Genomic DNA, 16,617 nt, shown 5'->3' with positions numbered 1-16,617 from the left:
GATTGTATATCAGCAAAGAGATCCTTCGCTGCGCTCAGGATGACATACATCCATCATCGTTTCTTGAGTAGATCCTTCAACAAATCTTTCAACTGATCCTTGCTGTCTTTCGGGGGCGCATCTTCATTGGCTTGTTCCCCCTCCACCGGCTGCTCATCGGTGCCCAACAGTTTGTCCAGCAGGCGATTGGTTTTGCTTTCGATCAGGGTGCGCGCCATTAAGTCCACCAGGGCGTTGGTAACCACGCTATTGATGTCGGCAACCGGGCCTTTCAGATGCAGGGGGATGTCGCGATTCTGGATCGATTTGCTGCGCAGTACGCAGCCCTGCTCGCTGGATGTGGCGCCATTGATGTTGAACACCAGGCGCATGTCCATAAGCCCTTGCTGCATTTGCAGGTCGCCCTGACCGCGCAGTGCCACATTGCCAACGCCGCTGCTAACACTGTTCAGGGTGAGGGTGTCGCCGTTGAGGGCAAAGCGCCCGGCGGTGGTGTTGAGGCGAGTGCCCTTGGGCCAGCTCTCCGGTTGCTGGTCTTTGTCTCCCGCCACCGCGCACAGCTGTTGTTCGATATTGGTGGCGCTGTACAGGGCGTTGTTGAGAGCGAACTGGCCATTGCCACGCAGGTTGGCGCCTAGCGCCTCGCTGTTGTTACCTTGGGTGGTGCCGCTGAACTGCAGGTCGCCACGGCCACTGAGTTCACTGAAATCAGCCACCGTAGTGAGGGCAGCGCCCAGGTCAATGCCCTTGCTGTCTACGGCAAATGTCAGCTGCGGCTGTGGCTGAGACAGGTCGATGCGGGCGTTGGATTTGAGAGTGCCACCAAAGCCATTGGCAGAGGCGTTGGCCACTTCAAGTACCTGACCGTTGCCAAAGCTGTTGATCTGCACATTGTCCAATTCAACGCCTTGGGCAATCAGTTTTTCCAAGGTGATTTCTATCTGCCCACGGCCGCCTTGCAACAGTGCCAAGGGGGCAAGCAAAGGAGCGAATAATGCCTGGCTGTTTGTTTGTTCCGTACTGTCATCACCACTGGTGTAGTTGTCCAGATTGAGTGTAGTGCCTTTGAATAAACCCTTTATATGACGCTGTTGTGAGAGTGTGGCCGACAAGCTGCCCGAAAGCGCGAAGTCGTCCAGGGTCAGGGCAAGATTGTCCAACTGGTATTGCTCTGCGGTAACACTGAAATCGCCTTTTAATCCCAGACGTTCGATGTTTGGTGCAGAGCTTTCGGTGCTCAGGCTGGCCAACAATGGGGCTGGGTTGAACGGCGGCAGATCGATGGTGCCTGTTACCTTGGGTGTTTGACTCAGTTGGTCAATCACCGCGGACAGCGACAGGGGAATACCGTCTAACTGCAGGTTTACATTGGGCAGGGAAAGCTGATCTTTGCTGAGGTCGAGCTGGGCACTTATCTGCCCGTTAATCTGGTGGTCGCCATAGGTCTGACTGGTGATATTCAGGTTGATGTTGCCATCATTGAGTGCCACCTGTTGCAGATTGTTGTTGCTCACCTGGCCGCTGAGTTGTAGCTGCACATTTTCCGCCACCCCTGGCAAGCCGGTGGTAAAAGCCATATCGATGGGGAAGGGCGTGTTGTTCAGGTTGATACTCTGGCCAGCAATATTGAGATTGCCAATGCGTTGCTGCAGTACACCGTTCTCCAACAACTCAAGGGTGCCATTGTTAATGTGTAAGCTGTGGATGGCAAAAGGGCTGCCGGGTTCGCTGTTGCCCGCTGTGGCGATGGGGGCAGCGGCGATGGCACCGGCTTGCTGACTGGCATTGCTGTCGGTGAGTTCAAGGCGAATCAGCGGCTGGTCGATAGTGACTTTTTGCACCACCAGTTCGCCTTTGATCAGGCTGGCCAGTTCCAGTGCCAAGTCCGCGCGGGCTACCTGAATATCTGGCAAGTTGGCACCGCTAACGCGGGTGTCGGCGGCGCTGATGGCTACATCTGGCCACAGTTGCCAGCTCAGGTCGCCGTCAATAGCAAGGTTTATCTGGTTGTCTTTGGCCAGTTGTTGCAGTTGCGGTTTGTATTGGTTGGGGTCTACCACAAACAGCAGTATTGCTGCGGCGATCAGTGCCAGGGCAACAGCGCCCAGAGCGAGGCCAAGTGTCCATTTTAAAAGCGCTTTCACAGAGGTCTCCAATCAGTGGCGTGAGTGTAACCAATTGAGGATAGAAAAAAACCGTCATCCCCGCGCAGGCGGCGATTCATTGGCTTTTACTTAGACGCTTTAAGCGCTATAGATTCCCGCCTGCGCGGGAATGACGGAGGAGAGTATTTGCAGGGTGAAAGTGCTTGCGCGGCGATTTCCAATACTCTGGAGATCGCCGCGCTGCGGTGACTTGCACCATCCATGGTGCTCGGTCTGCGACCGCCTGCGGCGCCCAAATCGGCTATCCTGCCGATTTGTCGCGATGACGGGGCTTGTTAGAAGGTGACACGAACTCCCAGTTCGAAACTGCGGCCGGCCTGGGGGGCGAACTCCCGCAGGAATGAGGTGGCGTCGCGAATATCTTCATTCAGCAAATTACTGCCGCGCAGAAACAAGGTGTAATCGGCGTTGTTACCGTCGATTTGGTAGCTCAGACTGGTATCCACGCGGCTGTAGCCTTCAGTGGGTTCCTCTTCATCGCCGGGGCGATCCTGGTCCTGTACTTCGGTCCAGCGCAATTTGGCGCTCCACTCGCCAGCGCCGTATTCCAGCTCTGTACCAAATCGGGCTGGTGTGATTCGGGGTACATCGCTGCCGTCGTTCAACTCGGCGCGCACGTAATCGCCAAACAGGTTCAGGGTCAATTCCTCGTTAAGAGCGATATTCAACTCGGCTTCGGCGCCCTGGAAGGTGGCGTCTTGCTGAACGTAGTCGAATACCGGCAGCTCTTCCATTTCGGTGCCGCGGCCAAGCTCGTAGATAAAATCACTGATATCGTTATAGAAAACAAAGGCTTGTAAGGTCACTGCTTCGCTGTGATAGTGGTAGCCCAGTTCATAGTTCAGGCTGGTCTCTTCGTCCAGAGCGCTATTGCCAAAGATAAACTGGTTGGTGGCCAAGTGAGCACCTTCGGAAAACAGCTCTTCCACTGTGGGCGCGCGTTCGGCATTGGTGAGGCTAAAGCTCAGGTGTTGGTTGTCAGCAAACAACCACTGGGCGGCACCAGACAACGTTGTAGTGGTATGGGATACCTCAGCACCATTTATCGGGTCTATCTGTTGACGTTCGGCGCGCACACCAAGTTCGATGTGCCAGTCATCTATGTTCATGTCTTCCAGCCAGAATACCCCGTAGTTGCTAATGTCGGCAGGGGCTACAAAAGCCTCTTCGCCAACAGCGGCAAAGTCAGCCATTTGCAGTTGCAGACCAAAGGCGCCTTTCCAGTTGCCCCACTGTTCGTGCACCAGTTCCAGGCGGGATTCCCATGCATCGTTGGTAAACACAGTGCCTTGCTCTGCGCCTTCCAACTCCACATGGCGATAGTCGTTATAAGCAAGCCCGAAACTCAGTTGTTCAATGCCTTCCCAGGGATTGTTGAGTCCGGCTCTGAAGTCGTAGCGGGTTTGTTCCAGGTCGATGCGGATGATTTCTTCTTCCTCTTCTCCTTCTTCACCTTCTTCCTCTTCGTGGCCGTGGGCACCGGGGGGAATGCCGTAGTTGTTTTCCAGACGACTAACGCTAAAGCCCACAAAACGGTCTTCACCGACCCAGGACAGGCCGCCGGTAAGGCTGTTGGTGTTGGCGTCGGTGTTGTCTACAAAGCCGATGGTGGTTTCTTCCTCTTCGTGCTCCTCCTCGCCTTCGTGTTCCTCTTCTTCGTGCTCAAGCATGGCAGGGCCGTCGATTTGGATATTGTTGCTACTGCGATACAAACCATCCAGGTGCCAAGCGATATTGCCCTCGCCACCGTCCACCTTAAATACTAGGTTGTCACCACTGTTGGCGCTGTTGTGGCGTACTTCGACGGCGGACTCTACAGACTCGGGTACCGATTCCGGGATGCGATTGTCGATCACATTGACCACACCGCCGATGGCACCGTTGCCAAAGCGCAGAGTGGATGGGCCGCGCAACACTTCGATGCGCTCTGCCAGTAGTGATTCGGTACCACTGGCGTGATCCGGGCTGGTGTCGGAGGCGTCCAGGGTATCGAGGCTATTTTGCAGTACCTTGACCCGGTTGGCGCTCTGGCCGCGAATAACTGGTAAGCCAACGCCAGGGCCAAAGGAAGAGGAGCTGATGCCTAGTTCCCCTTGCAGGGTTTCACCCAAGGTGGCGGCGGCCTGCTCGCGCAACTCGTCGCCGCTGAGTATGGAAATGCCCTGAATGACTTTGTCTTTATCGCCGTGTACCGGAGATGCGGTAATGATGACTTCTTCGTCAATGCTGGTTTGTGGCTGTTGAGTGTTTTGTGCGTATGCCTGGGCGGAGATGGTACCCACTGCCAGAGCCAGCAATGATTTGCTGGCAAGAATGTTCTGTTTCATGGTGCTGCCTTGATAGTGTGTTGTGTGACTTGGCCTTAAAGGCGCAAGTGTGTAGCGGCTTTGGCCGCTAAATTGACAAAATCAGGCGAAGTGGGGAGGCCCTCTGGCTTGGGCACTGTGTAGAGACGGGCTGAGTAGCCTGACTTTAAAGGATTGTTGTGCTGGATTGTATGCCGGACTGTGGAGCTGGAAACCAGCTAAGCCCAAATAGAGCTTGCCAATATCCGCCATCTGGCACAGATAACAGTGATCGTCACTGGAGTGAGAGTGATCTGCTTGCTGCTTATCTTGTGGATCAGCGCAGCGATGGTCGTGCTGGTGGCTTGCGCACTGGTGTTCGTTGGGCCCGTGGATATGACTGACAGCAGCAACACAATTGACCGTGAACACGGCCACGAGCAGCAGCAGGGCGCATTGTGATGTCACGCGGGTGCGTTTGCAAAAATGCTGAAAGTAAGTAGTCACGGCCGTTTGATCAGTTTTGGCGTAAGGGTTCCAGGCTATTGACGCTGTTCCATCCGGTTTCAGAGAACGTTTGTGTGAATAAGCTGGCGATGTTGCACAACAGTATTATTTCTACGATGTTATATCGTAACACGAATAAAAGTGCGTTTTAAAAGGAAATTGCCAAGTGACTGGATGAGCTGGCTCTGATCAACCTGATGTTATTAACGAAGGTTGTGTTGGTCGAAAGAACGATGTATCCAGCACTGGCAAACCGCCATGGCTCAGGCCGAGCTTCTGGCAACACAACTGGAAGCGCTGTTGAACCATACGGGCGAATTCCTGGGCGCTGCTGCTGAGGTTGGCTTGGCTGAGGTGGAAAATGCGCTCTGCCTGCTCTGGGTAATGGCGCTGTAGCCACAGATCAAACTCTCCCGCCAAATCTGTGGGCAGGTTGAGGTATTCGTAGCCAGCGGCGATGGCGCCAGCTTGTTGGGCTGCGGTGAGCAGCGCCTCCATCTCGGCGTCGTTGACCACGGGAATCAGCGGCGCAACCATGGCGGCTACGGGGATATCGGCGCCAGACAGTCGGCTGATGGTTTTCAGGCGCGCCGCTGGCGATGAGGTGCGCGGCTCAATTTTGCGGCTCAGGTGGCTATCCATGGTGTGCAGGCACAGCTCAACGGTGCACAAACGTTGTTTTGCCAGCTGAGTGAGAATATCTAGATCTTTTACAATCAGATGGCTCTTGGTGATGATGTGTACCGGGTGTTTGTGAGCCAGTAGCAGTTCAAGTATTTGCCGGGTAGTGGCCAGCTGTTTGTCGTTTACCCGGTAAGGGTCACTCTTTACACCCAGGGTAATGGGAGTTGGGTGGTAGCCGGGGCGGTTCAGCTCACGGGCCAGGCGCTGTAGTGGTTGGCTTTTGTCCAGCAAGGCATTCACCGGGTTGTGGCAGTGGCGGCGCACCGGCTTTTTGATTTGAGGGGCATCACAGAGCTGGGCTTGCTGCTGAAGCCGGGGAGAGGTGAACGACTGTGCCATGGTGGGTGTGCTGGTGGGGCCAAACAACTGACGCAGAAATCCGCTGTGTTTGTTGGTACTCCGATGGCTGATAAACATGGCGTGCTCTCCTGACTTTCTGTTGCTGCCTTTAAAGGCAGTTAATACTGTATTTGCGTACAGTTAATGTGTACTGTATATGAATACAGTTTAAAGGTAAACCCCGGATTGACCTTGATTAGCAAAGACGGCGAGCAGAGAAAGCGAAATGAACATAAAGGCGATGATTGGCCATTGTTATTCTGTTAAACACGGCAGTGAGGCCTACGACAACGCGGTGCAGCTGCGTTACGAGGTGCTGCGCAAGCCCCAGGGTTTGAGCTTTAGCGATGCCGAGCTTGAGGCTGAAGCGGATTCAGGCCACCTGGTTTGTGAGTTGGGCGGCAAGATTGCGGGCTGTTTGGTACTGGCGCCCTGGCAGCAGGATGGCGTCAAGTTGAGGCAAATGGCAGTGGCGCCCGAATATCGCGGCTGCACCATTGGCAGTCAGCTAGTTCAGGCCGCTGAGAAGTGGGCCGGTGAGCATGGCTGCAGTAAAATTGTGTTGCACGCCCGCACCAGCGCCGAGGGTTTTTATAAAAAACTGGGGTTTAGTGCTTCGGGCGAAGTTTTTATGGAAGTTGGCCTGCCGCATCGGGTGATGCGGAAAGCTCTGAATGGCTAAAAAAGCTGTCATCGCGAGCGCAGCGCGGCGATCCAGAGTCTTGGCTTTGCAAGTCGCTGGATTGCCACAGTCGCTTCGCTCCTTCGCAATGACTAATGCTAGGGCAGCCAGCCGCAAGAGGCTCGCTGCCCGCAGCCGTCTTTACACCAACATCATCACGTCCTGAGGCAGGCCGCGAATAATCTTCTCAATGGTGTTGCCGCGCAACGCACCTTTAAGTCCGGTACGACGTTGGGTGCCTACCAGAATCATATCGGCGTCGATGTCCTTGGCTACGCGGGGGATCACCTGATCCGGGTCGCCTTGCTGTACGTGAATGCGCTCGTTGGGCACATCCGCCAGACGGGCAATGGCGCTGCGGTCGGGGAAGTTCATGGAATCGCTGTAGCAGTTTACCAGGTGCAAGTCGGCGTTGTAGCGCTGCGCCGCCCACTGGCCGCGGGATGCCACGGTTTGGTTAAGCTGCTGGTATTTGCTGTCTTGCACTTTAATGGCTGCCAGCAGTTTTTTGCGGGGGCGGTTGTTTTCCGGGCGAATCAACAGCACCGGGGTTTGGGCGTTGCGCAGGAAATTCCAGCGGTCGTCATTCAGTACTTTGTCGTTGCCGTTTTTGTATAGCGGCAACATCACCAGATTGGCTTGGTACTTTTCCACGGCGTTGTGCAGCACCTGTGGCAGGGAGGCTCCCCAGCCCAATTCCAGCTGGTATTCCACCTTGTCCTGAAACGCCATGGACATCAAACCGCTGAGCCAGGCCTGACCCTTGATGACCGGAGTTTTGGCCAGGTCATCGGTATCCGGGGTAACCAGAATCACCAGCCGGGAACGCTCTTCCGGCTTACGGATTTTGGCGTTGGCAATGGCGCGATCCATCGCCGGGTGAGTGTCTTGTTGAGGGTCTACAACGACCAGTACAGTTTCTTGGGTGGACATGGTTGTCACTCCAGTGGTTAAGCAGTGGTTAATAAAATCGGCGCCATTATAGGAAGCGCCAAACCACCGAAACTGATCTGGATCAGTTAAACCACTGGAGTTTTTGTGACCTTCTATACATTACGGGTAGGTATAGCTGGCTCCAAAGCCCAGTGGAATACCAACCCCCCAGTACGCCATAAGGAACAGCGACCAACACACCAGGAACACCAGCGAGTAGGGCAGCATCATCGACACCAGATTGCCGATACCGGTTTGCTTCACGTAGCGCTGGCAATACACCACCACCAGCGGAAAGTAAGGCATCAGCGGAGTGATAATATTGGTGGAGGAATCTCCCACCCGATAGGCCGCCTGGGTGAGCTCTGGTGAGAAACCCAGCTGCATCAGCATGGGCACAAAGATGGGGGCCAACAGTGCCCACTTGGCGGAGGCAGAGCCCACAAAGATATTCACAAAGCCCACCAGCAAAATAATGCCAAACAGGGTAACGCCGCCGGGCAGGGCAAGTGCCTTCAATACCTCGGCGCCTTTTACCGCCAGCAGTGCGCCGATGTTGGAATCCGCGAAGGCTTTGACAAACAGGGCGCAGAAGAATGCCATCACAATGTAGTAACCCATGCCAGACATGGATTTGCTCATGGCGTCGATCACGGCTTTGCCATTTTCAAAGGTACCGGCAATGCGGCCGTAAACCACACCGGGGATTAAAAACAGCAGCAAAATCAGCGGCACGATGGACTGCATAATCGGCGCCTGGAACGAGTTCAGCGAGCCTTCGGCATCCCGGAAAGGGGAGTCGGCGGGCAGCAATACCAGCACCAGCAAGGCCAGGCCGGCAAACATGGTCAGGGCGGCGGCCACAAAGGCCTTTTTCTCTCGAGGGGCGACGGTGCTTAAATCTTCTGCAGGTTCGATATCGTCGTTCAGTGCGGCGGTTTTTTGCAGACGCGGCTCTATCACCTTATCGGTCAAAAACCAGCCAAGGGCGATTACCAACACGCTGGAAACCGCGGTAAAGAAGTAATTGCCCAGCGGATTGACCTCAATGTTGGGGTCAATAATCTGCGCGGCGGGTTGGGTAAAACCTTGCAGTAATGGGTCCAGCGCCGAGGGTGCCGGGTTGGCGCTAAAGCCACCGGATACGCCGGCAAAGGCCGCCGCAATACCCGCCAACGGATGGCGGCCAGCGGCGTAAAAGATAATGCCCCCCAGGGGGATCACCAGCACATAGCCGGCGTCGATGGCGCTGTGGCTGAGCAGGCCAATCAAAATCACCATGGGCGTCAGCAGGAAAGTTGGCGTGCGGCGCAGCATCAACTTCAGGCCGGTATTGATGAACTTGGACTCATCCGCAACCCCCACGCCCAACATGGCCACCAGCACAACCCCCAGCGGCGCAAAGCCTGTAAAGGTCTTCACCATATTGGATAGGAAGCTGGCCAACTCCGTGCCGGTGAGCAAATTGACCACCTCAAGGGGGGCGCCGGTTTTGGGGTGGTTAATGCCAAAATCCACACCGGACAACAGCCACGACAACAACCAGACAATGAGCAGCGCGTACAAAAACAAAATGGCCGGGTCGGGCAGTTTATTGCCCACCACCTCAACCTTGTTGAGCACGCGGTTCATCAGGGTAGGGGAAGCATCGGTTGCGTTTGTCATTATTCTCGCCTCTGCAAATAGTTGGCTTATTTAAGCCGAAGGGCTGTGGCGAGGCAAATCTCTGCTACAATCGCCCACGTTCGTGGATGACACCCGCCCAGAGATAAGCGCCTGGCGCCGGGAAAACATGCGAACACCGTGGAGCACTCCGTTTTGGTTTTTTTTATTAATCAGAACGCCAGGCGGAGATTGTTGAGTGAAATGCAAGGCGAGAGGTGAGGAGCATACATACAGTATGTGACGATCATCGAGACCGCCGGGCAACGCAGCAGTTCGCCAACAAGCTCCGCCTGGGGGCGTTTTGGATTCGACGCCGGTGACAAAACCCAAGGTGCATGTCGTGATGACGACCAATCACGTAAATCCAAAGTCGTATTTTATTAGTTGCCAACGACGACAACTACGCTCTGGCGGCATAAGCCCGCTAGCAGAAGCCACTGGATGCCAGTAAACGGGAAGCTTCTGTCAAATAGAACTGGACCGCAGTGAGGTTGGCTTAGGACACCACTGTTAAACTTTACTAAGATCGCCGACCTCGTCCTGCCTATCGGGCTGAGTGACGCTAAATTAATTGATAGGGTCTAAGCATGTAGAGCCGAGGGCGGAGTGCTGACGGACGCGGGTTCAACTCCCGCCGCCTCCACCAAATAGTAGTTTAAAGAAGTCCGAGAAAGCCCTGTAGATACTGATCTATGGGGCTTTTTTGTATATACTGTGTCTGTGATTGTCTGAAGGGGTTTGATGGAAGCCCCAACAAGTTGATGGGTTTTGAGTTGGGTTTCGAGTGTTTCTCTCATCTAAACCCCAACAAAATTGAAGGGCGTACAAATGGCTCTCACTGATACAAAAATTCGCTCGCTTAAACCTCGGGATAAGAAGGTGAAGGTGTCTGATGGCAGGGGGTTGCAGTTACACGTTATGCCTAATGGTGGTAAGTATTGGAAATACGCTTACCGCTTCGCAGGCAAGCAGAAAGAGTTAGCCCTGGGGGTATACCCGGATGTCTCACTAAAGGATGCTCGCAATAGAAGAGATGAGGCCCGGAAGCAGGTTGCTAAGGGGGTAAACCCGCAAGATGTTAGGCGCGCAATGCGCCACGCTGGGATAGAGGCTAATGCGAACTCGTTTAAAGTAGTTGCGCTGGAGTGGTTTGACAAGAAAATGTCAGACAAATCTAAAAGCCACAGAGACCGTACGCTTAGGGCGCTTCAAAAGGACATATTCCCATACATAGGGCATCGCCCCATTTCGCAAGTAAGCTCTTCGGAGCTGCTTCGTGTACTACGTAAAATAGAAAATCGTGGTGCCATAGAAACTGCTAAACGAGCAAGGCAAACCTGTGGGCAAATATTTCGGTATGCAATTATCACTGACCGAGCTGAGAATGACCCCGCTGCTCCGCTGGTAGATGCTCTTTTGCCAGCTCAAAAAAGGCACCTTGCAGCCATCACTGAGCCTGATGAAGTCGGTAAGCTCTTATTGGCCATAGATGGTTTTCAGGGTACTTCCACAGTAAAGGCGGCCTTAAGGTTGTCGCCGTTGTTGTTTTGCCGCCCCGGTGAGCTTCGTCATATGGAGTGGGTGGAAATTAACTTTAATGATGCTATTTGGGAAATTCCGGCTGAAAAAATGAAGATGAAGGAGCCCCATATTGTCCCCCTTAGCAATCAATCGCTGGAGATTATAGAAGAGCAGAAGCTACTTAACTGCCGTGGGCGCTATGTGTTTCCGAGTGCTAGAGGTGCCAGCCGCCCGCTAAGTGAAAATGGCGTCAGAACGGCTCTTCGTACGATGGGCTATGACAATAATACTATGACTCCCCATGGGTTTCGGGCAATGGCTCGTACGCTGCTGGATGAGGTGTTGGAAGAAAGAGTTGACTGGATTGAACACCAGCTTTCGCATGCTGTTAAGGATAGTTTGGGGCGGGCCTATAACCGGACTACCCACTTGAAGCAGAGAAAAAAAATGATGCAGAAATGGGCCAACTACCTTGATTCACTGAAGGTGGCTGCTGCTAATTCGAAAATAGGGAAGTAAAAATGCCTAAATTTCTGATGGATAACGATGAGTTCAAGAAAGCAGTTGGTGAAATGGGCAATAAACAAAAAAAGGCCGGGTTAGAGCCATTGGAGGTAAAAAAATACAAAGAAGCGACGGAATTATTGCGCTGGCAGTCTGATTTTTTAACGCATCGCGAACGCTATGAGCAGTATTTAGAAATATATAATGAAAAATACGACCTTTACATCAAAGATGGGGTGGAAAAATCTTCAGCAGAATTTAAGGCAGGAGTTTTTGCCATAAAAGAATCCAGCGTAAAGTGTGGAGTAGGTGAAACCCAAATGCGTCGTATTAGAAGGATATTTGAACCAAAAAGTTAATCTGACCCATTTTCTTCCCCTCAATCAAGAAGTCTTAATCTTGCTTTAAATTTCAAATTTCCTAGAGAGGTTTGTTTTACTCCTAGGGAGGTTCATTTAGCTATTCCTAGGGAAGTTCTTTCTCCCAGAAATCAATCGCCTGATAGTGGTTTACTCGGCCTCATGTGATCTGAGGCTGTGGAGGTTGTTATGCGATTACTGAGAATAAAAGAAGTGTGTTCAGCTACGGGATTGCCCCGGTCAAGTGTCTACGAGGCAATCAAAAAGGGGGCCTTCCCTAAACCAGTCCAACTGACTCAGCGCTCTGTTGCTTGGCGTAGTAATGAAGTGCAAGAGTGGATCGAGTCTAGGCCTTTGGCGAGTAAATGACAAGTGTTGTTTCTTTGGGCTTGTTCGTTGCTGTGAAATTTATAGTGTAGGTGCCTCTTTGAGGATTCCGGCAGGCACTTTAAACAACTGCTGACTCCAAGTTTGGAGGGTTTGTGGAATCGACTGTCGATGGTCGCCACCGCGAGAGCGTTACATCGGTGTGGTTCTGTCGCCATGTACGGCAGACTTGCCCCAAATAGGATGGGGTTTGGGGTCAGGTGTCAAATCCAGTTTGGAGAAGAAGGGATTACAACACTATTACAAGGGGGCAGGGGCCCCCGCCAAAAAGATATAACTAACCAAGAGGCAACTAAATATGAGTGATAAGTTAGATGAGCGGGATTACGCGAACAAACGTAAACGGCTGAGGTTTCGGCTGACCAGAGAAGCAAAGTACATAGTAGACCAGGTTTTTAAGAGCACAGGCTACCAATACAACCACTCAGCATTGGAGCTTATCAGTGCAGACTTTCAAACATTCCAGCCTGTTTTCAAGCTTGTTAAACCTGTAGAGGGCAAAGAGCGGCTGATTGTTAAGTTGTACCCGGGGCAAGTTGAGTCGGTGAAGAGTGCTTTCGAACTGGCCAAAGATGGGTATACCACGACCTATGCAGGTGCTTTGGTTTACCTCTGCTTGTATCAGGCCTACCTTGGAAGGTTTATGAATCCGGAGTTATGGGAAAAAGCCAAGACGTTTACCGGCCCACTTAAAAAGTCAAAACGATCAAAAGTGAATTTAAATTCACAATCTTTCTTAAGAAAGTCTGGTAAACCTGACGGTAATAGTGATGATAATGACTGGTAAACCTGAACTAAACTAAACATATAGGCGCTTATAGCGTCGCTTTCCAGAGCTATTAATTGTGATCTTGATGCGCCCTGTAAGGAAACTGTCAATGTCGATGCCACTGGATGATAGTTGAGATTTTTCTTTCTGGGTTAGCAGCTCTAGTTGGTCACCATAAAGAGTCCAGTCGGGAACTTCAGTCTTATTTCCTGTGGCATGGTCAATAACTAGTAGTGTGGCCACCTTGGGTTTTCCGGAGTACTCATGGTCTGGCAGCCCTGTAAGGTACTCAGGGGCGTTTTGGGGCATGGGGACATACCCAATGTCCTCCCGGCACTTAAAACGCTTGAGCATCGGTGCTATACCGTTAGACAGTGGAAATACACTGTCGTCAATTGCCCGGTTAGTCATCTGGTAAAGGTACAATTTCCAGAGGTTGGGGGTGATGAACCGGACGTGTAGCATCGCATGGCAGCGGTGACACATGGGTACACAAGATGCCCAGTAATCTTCAAGGGTTGGGCCGTACTCTTCGGAGTGGTAAGGAATGCGGTCTGGGGGTAGATCAACTTGGCAACCAATACATGTTGGTTTCTGGGGTAAGATTTTGCGTTTTTGGGCGTGGTAGTAATGATTGTCTCTACCATGGCGAACAAGCTCACTCCAGCCGTTGTAGGGTAAACCTTTGTTCAATACATTCTCCTATTAATATGTTTCCTATATTCAGCTAGGAAGTTCGGAGAATCAATACAAGTTTTTGACCAAAAGCCCGGCCTATAGGGCTTTGCGTACCGTATGAGTAAATTTCCGAATGTCAGGGAAACTTCTATAAGGAAAAATGCTATGTTTCTTCAGATATAGATGCTTCTATCAGCCTGGAGCCTTCAAATAAACAGCGGACTCTATATTTCAGCTTCAGGTTGAAGCCGTTTTTAGCAGTGAATGTCGAGATCATTTGGGCTCTACCAGACGGGTGCTGAATGTATACAGCATCTAAAATTTTAGAGAAGTCTACTGTAGAGGGATAATTGGCCACTGATTTGGCGTAAGCCTCACAAGCATTTAATGCTGATGCCCGTCCAATATGGTTTACCCCAGAAAAATCGTTAGAGTTATTTGCATCTGATGGTTTGAACCACACATTGAATGGCTTTCCGTTACTCACACAAGTAACAAAGAAAACAGGGTCATTAGGTTTACTTCTCGACCCTGATTTCATAACTGTGCCGGTGTCAATTTCTGAGCAGTTTTTATTCTCACTCGAAATTTTATTTATGATTTGAACAATATCAGCCTTATAGAGCGTTGTGTCATTGTCCCAAAAGAAGTCACTTTCTGAGTAGAGTCTTTTGCCCTTAGAGTTTCGTACAATCTCTTTCAGTGACGAATTATCAACCCAGCCGATTACGTGTGATAACCACTCAGGTGACGTAATTTGCACCTCAGTCCAGTGTTTTTGCACACAAAGTCTTTTGACGGTCACTGATGGGTCAATCGTATGATAACGGTTAGTGCCAAGAGCTTTTGATAGCTTGAGATTTTTTACCCTTTGAGAACTTTTGGAGGCTGCGGAATATAGGTTGCTCTTTTGGGTGACGGCAACAACATCATTTAGTCTGATACCACCCTCTCCGCATGAGTCAGGAATGTCATTGGATAGGTTTGCGTTTGATGATATGGCTGACTTACTCTCTTCGACTTTGGTGCTTTCATCATCTGCAAGCTTTTCACTAGGCAATTCACTGGGGCCATTAACACCCCCATAAATGCTCGCCAACACGAATGAAACCACGAAGGCTCCCAAGGCGTGACGCCTTTTCTTGAATGGCTTGATTGGGTAAATTAGGCTGGTAACGCATAAGGCCAGCCAAACTAAAATTATTAGTGCAAAAACACCCTTTATTATCTCAAGCACATCTAATCTCCGTTGCCGAAACGTATTTTTTAGTCCTTAGGGCTTAACCTGATAGTTAGTCAAAGCATTCAAAGCCTATTTGGACATATACCAGCCCTTCCAGTGGGTGCCTAGAGTGCCGGAAGTAACCTTTTTGCAACTAAAGTGCTCGCCGTTTGAGAGCTTGCCGGAGACAATGTCGGGTTTGTCGCGAATTATTTTTAGGTTTTGGCCGGAGCTTTTCTTAATGCCTTCCATGCACTCGGACAACGAAAAAAAGGTAGCGTTATTCGCATAGGATTGTTTGCCGCATGATGTCAGCGCCAGCATTAGTAAAAGCGGAATGAAAAGGTATAAAGGAGTAGTGGTAGAGGAGGTGAGACCTTTCATTAGTTTTGCTCCATGAGCTTCCATATGTATTGAGTAGTCTGTAGATTAGTAGTCTACATGAAAGTGCAATAGTCGAAAACCTATATTTGGGCCAGTAGACTTGAGTGCAGAGCAACAACAAAGCAAGTACAAGCCATGTAGTCCTGAGCTACTGGCTACACTTGCCACTAATATCAAGAGACTGCGGAAAGAACAGGGGCTTTCTCAGGAGAAGCTAGCTGAGAGAGCTGGATTGCATCGAACTTTTATCAGTTTGATAGAGCGTAGTGGTAGAAATGCCACTTTGGGTGTGATTGAAGCGATAGCTAATGCACTAGAGGTTAGTGTGTATGCATTGCTGAAGCCCAGCCCTTAATGGCCTTCTGCTTTGCTTTGGCTGTGGAGAGAGAGATGACCAAATGATAAACTTTGTCCTAATGGAAGGGATTCGTGTAATTTCTAATCTCAATTTAGTGTATAAAATTATTTATAATCAATAAGTTAAATTGTCGAATGGTGTTGGGATGGCTAGTGGGAAATTACTAAGGCAGTTGATACGTTCTGGTGTAGATGGAGATGAAGGCGGATTTCGGCGGATTTCGGAAGCTCTGATTGCCGAAGAGCGTCAGAAGCACCATAACCTTTTGGCAAATGACCTTGAAAAGATTCTCTACGGCTCTGATTCCTTTAGTGGCCATAAACAAGTTACCCAACTGAACCTGAAGCAGAGTATTCCCGTTGATAAAGAACGAGGTTTGCCTCTACTTGAATTGAAAGAGCCCGTAAGAGGCCTCACAGAGGTTGTGTTGGGGAATACCAACAGAGCCGCCATTAAGCGTATTCTCAAAGAGTATAACCGTGAAGAAGTTTTACGTAGCTGGGGTATGCGCCCTGTAGAGAGAGTTTTGTTTTGCGGCCCCCCTGGCTGTGGCAAGACCATCAGTGCTGAAGCGTTAGCTTTTGAGCTAAATAGGCCGTTGTGCATTATTCGACTTGATAGTGTTGTTTCTTCATATTTAGGTGAAACGTCTGCGAACCTCAGAAAGGTTTTTGATTATATTAAGTCTTCTCCTGTTGTAGCATTGTTTGATGAATTTGATGCTCTAGGTAAAGAGCGCGCAGATAGTGCTGAACACGGTGAGTTGAAGCGTGTAGTAAATACATTCTTACAAATGTTAGATGGCTTTAGTGGTCAGAGCTTGATTATTGCTGCTACTAATCATGAAAATATTTTAGATTCTGCTATTTGGCGTCGCTTTGAAGATGTATTGGCGTTTGAGTATCCAACAGTTGTTCAGATTAAAAATTTGCTAAATATTAAGCTGCGTGGTGTGCGCAGAGAGTTTGAATATACTAAGCAAGTTACAGATTTATTTAAGAATACATCTCATGCTGATATTGAGCGCATTCTGAAACGTGCGATCAAGGATATGTTGCTGGATGGCGAAGAGTTTCTGAAGTTGGAGCATGTTCAAACTGCTTTGAATAATGAAAAATCTAGAAAGAAAAGCCTAACTAAATCTATTCGAAAGCCTGCTACTAAATAGTAAAGTT

At 50.6% G+C, this 16,617-nt stretch carries 16 protein-coding genes and 1 other RNA gene; 9 read left to right on the top strand and 8 right to left on the bottom strand.

The genetic code is table 11. The features are described from left to right. Positions 1-53: 53 nt before the first annotated feature. Positions 54-2,144, bottom strand: a complete 2,091-nt coding sequence (locus tag QSV34_RS10730; protein WP_289154600.1) for an AsmA family protein — start codon at positions 2,142-2,144, stop codon at positions 54-56. Positions 2,145-2,440: 296 nt separating this feature from the next. Further along, positions 2,441-4,492: a TonB-dependent receptor gene (locus tag QSV34_RS10725; protein WP_289154598.1), complete on the bottom strand. Its 2,052-nt coding sequence runs from the start codon at positions 4,490-4,492 to the stop codon at positions 2,441-2,443. A 276-nt stretch (positions 4,493-4,768) separates the two neighbouring features. On the opposite strand from QSV34_RS10725, the gene QSV34_RS10720 reads away from it, so the two are divergent. Next, a complete protein-coding gene (locus tag QSV34_RS10720; protein WP_289154596.1) occupies positions 4,769-4,912 on the top strand; it encodes a hypothetical protein in 144 nt (47 codons plus the stop codon). Positions 4,913-5,146: 234 nt separating this feature from the next. Here QSV34_RS10720 and QSV34_RS10715 read toward each other — a convergent pair whose 3' ends face one another. After that, positions 5,147-6,058: a radical SAM protein gene (locus QSV34_RS10715; protein WP_289154595.1), complete on the bottom strand. Its 912-nt coding sequence runs from the start codon at positions 6,056-6,058 to the stop codon at positions 5,147-5,149. A gap of 148 nt (positions 6,059-6,206) precedes the next feature. On the opposite strand from QSV34_RS10715, the gene QSV34_RS10710 reads away from it, so the two are divergent. After that, entirely contained in the window at positions 6,207-6,662 is a 456-nt protein-coding gene (locus tag QSV34_RS10710) for a GNAT family N-acetyltransferase (RefSeq protein WP_289154594.1), read from the top strand. Between the two features lie 141 nt (positions 6,663-6,803). Here QSV34_RS10710 and QSV34_RS10705 read toward each other — a convergent pair whose 3' ends face one another. Next, positions 6,804-7,595, bottom strand: a complete 792-nt coding sequence (locus QSV34_RS10705; protein ID WP_289154593.1) for a universal stress protein — start codon at positions 7,593-7,595, stop codon at positions 6,804-6,806. Positions 7,596-7,715: 120 nt separating this feature from the next. Continuing rightward, complete coding sequence (locus QSV34_RS10700) at positions 7,716-9,260, bottom strand: AbgT family transporter (RefSeq protein WP_289154591.1); 1,545 nt, start codon at positions 9,258-9,260, stop codon at positions 7,716-7,718. 292 nt (positions 9,261-9,552) lie between these two features. Here QSV34_RS10700 and ssrA point away from each other — a divergent pair. The 5 genes from ssrA to QSV34_RS10675 all read left to right on the top strand — a co-directional run bounded on the left by ssrA (position 9,553) and on the right by QSV34_RS10675 (position 12,818). After that, positions 9,553-9,906: a transfer-messenger RNA gene (gene ssrA, locus QSV34_RS10695) on the top strand. 182 nt (positions 9,907-10,088) lie between these two features. Then, positions 10,089-11,300, top strand: coding sequence for a tyrosine-type recombinase/integrase (locus tag QSV34_RS10690; RefSeq protein WP_289154589.1), 1,212 nt, complete (start codon positions 10,089-10,091; stop codon positions 11,298-11,300). A 2-nt stretch (positions 11,301-11,302) separates the two neighbouring features. Beyond that, the gene (locus QSV34_RS10685) at positions 11,303-11,644 is read left to right on the top strand and encodes a hypothetical protein (protein ID WP_289154587.1); all 342 of its coding nucleotides are present in this window, start codon (positions 11,303-11,305) and stop codon (positions 11,642-11,644) included. A 189-nt stretch (positions 11,645-11,833) separates the two neighbouring features. Then, the gene (locus QSV34_RS10680) at positions 11,834-12,013 is read left to right on the top strand and encodes a helix-turn-helix transcriptional regulator (RefSeq protein ID WP_289154585.1); all 180 of its coding nucleotides are present in this window, start codon (positions 11,834-11,836) and stop codon (positions 12,011-12,013) included. A 316-nt stretch (positions 12,014-12,329) separates the two neighbouring features. Beyond that, positions 12,330-12,818, top strand: a complete 489-nt coding sequence (locus QSV34_RS10675) for a hypothetical protein (protein WP_289154583.1) — start codon at positions 12,330-12,332, stop codon at positions 12,816-12,818. A 12-nt stretch (positions 12,819-12,830) separates the two neighbouring features. On the opposite strand, the gene QSV34_RS10670 is transcribed toward QSV34_RS10675, so the two are convergent. The 3 genes from QSV34_RS10670 to QSV34_RS10660 all read right to left on the bottom strand — a co-directional run bounded on the left by QSV34_RS10670 (position 12,831) and on the right by QSV34_RS10660 (position 15,084). Continuing rightward, positions 12,831-13,493 carry a hypothetical protein gene (locus QSV34_RS10670; protein WP_289154581.1) on the bottom strand — a complete coding sequence of 221 codons (663 nt, stop codon included), beginning with the start codon at positions 13,491-13,493 and terminating at the stop codon, positions 12,831-12,833. A 148-nt stretch (positions 13,494-13,641) separates the two neighbouring features. Further along, a complete protein-coding gene (locus QSV34_RS10665; RefSeq protein WP_289154579.1) occupies positions 13,642-14,715 on the bottom strand; it encodes a hypothetical protein in 1,074 nt (357 codons plus the stop codon). Positions 14,716-14,790: 75 nt separating this feature from the next. Beyond that, complete coding sequence (locus QSV34_RS10660) at positions 14,791-15,084, bottom strand: hypothetical protein (protein ID WP_289154577.1); 294 nt, start codon at positions 15,082-15,084, stop codon at positions 14,791-14,793. A 100-nt stretch (positions 15,085-15,184) separates the two neighbouring features. Here QSV34_RS10660 and QSV34_RS10655 point away from each other — a divergent pair, with 100 nt between their 5' ends. Together QSV34_RS10655 and QSV34_RS10650 are read left to right on the top strand one after the other, a co-directional pair. Then, positions 15,185-15,439 (top strand): helix-turn-helix domain-containing protein, encoded by a 255-nt coding sequence (locus QSV34_RS10655; protein ID WP_289154575.1) that lies wholly within the window; start codon positions 15,185-15,187, stop codon positions 15,437-15,439. Between the two features lie 148 nt (positions 15,440-15,587). Next, on the top strand, positions 15,588-16,610 hold the full coding sequence (locus QSV34_RS10650) for an AAA family ATPase (protein ID WP_289154573.1): 1,023 nt from the start codon (positions 15,588-15,590) through the stop codon (positions 16,608-16,610). Positions 16,611-16,617: the final 7 nt, after the last annotated feature.

This window comes from Porticoccus sp. W117, from assembly GCF_030341905.1.
Taxonomy (GTDB): Bacteria; Pseudomonadota; Gammaproteobacteria; order Pseudomonadales; family Porticoccaceae; genus SCSIO-12696.
This window is presented reverse-complemented; position numbering and strand designations above follow the sequence as displayed.

Excerpts from the sequence above, each read along its gene's own strand:
- QSV34_RS10725 (WP_289154598.1), bottom strand. The coding sequence starts at position 4,492 with ATGAAACAGAACATTCTTGCCAGCAAATCATTGCTGGCTCTGGCAGTG.
- QSV34_RS10715 (WP_289154595.1), bottom strand. The coding sequence starts at position 6,058 with ATGTTTATCAGCCATCGGAGTACCAACAAACACAGCGGATTTCTGCGT.
- QSV34_RS10710 (WP_289154594.1), top strand. The coding sequence starts at position 6,207 with ATGAACATAAAGGCGATGATTGGCCATTGTTATTCTGTTAAACACGGC.
- QSV34_RS10705 (WP_289154593.1), bottom strand. The coding sequence starts at position 7,595 with ATGTCCACCCAAGAAACTGTACTGGTCGTTGTAGACCCTCAACAAGAC.
- QSV34_RS10700 (WP_289154591.1), bottom strand. The coding sequence starts at position 9,260 with ATGACAAACGCAACCGATGCTTCCCCTACCCTGATGAACCGCGTGCTC.
- QSV34_RS10690 (WP_289154589.1), top strand. The coding sequence starts at position 10,089 with ATGGCTCTCACTGATACAAAAATTCGCTCGCTTAAACCTCGGGATAAG.
- QSV34_RS10685 (WP_289154587.1), top strand. The coding sequence starts at position 11,303 with ATGCCTAAATTTCTGATGGATAACGATGAGTTCAAGAAAGCAGTTGGT.
- QSV34_RS10680 (WP_289154585.1), top strand. The coding sequence starts at position 11,834 with ATGCGATTACTGAGAATAAAAGAAGTGTGTTCAGCTACGGGATTGCCC.
- QSV34_RS10675 (WP_289154583.1), top strand. The coding sequence starts at position 12,330 with ATGAGTGATAAGTTAGATGAGCGGGATTACGCGAACAAACGTAAACGG.
- QSV34_RS10660 (WP_289154577.1), bottom strand. The coding sequence starts at position 15,084 with ATGAAAGGTCTCACCTCCTCTACCACTACTCCTTTATACCTTTTCATT.
- QSV34_RS10650 (WP_289154573.1), top strand. The coding sequence starts at position 15,588 with ATGGCTAGTGGGAAATTACTAAGGCAGTTGATACGTTCTGGTGTAGAT.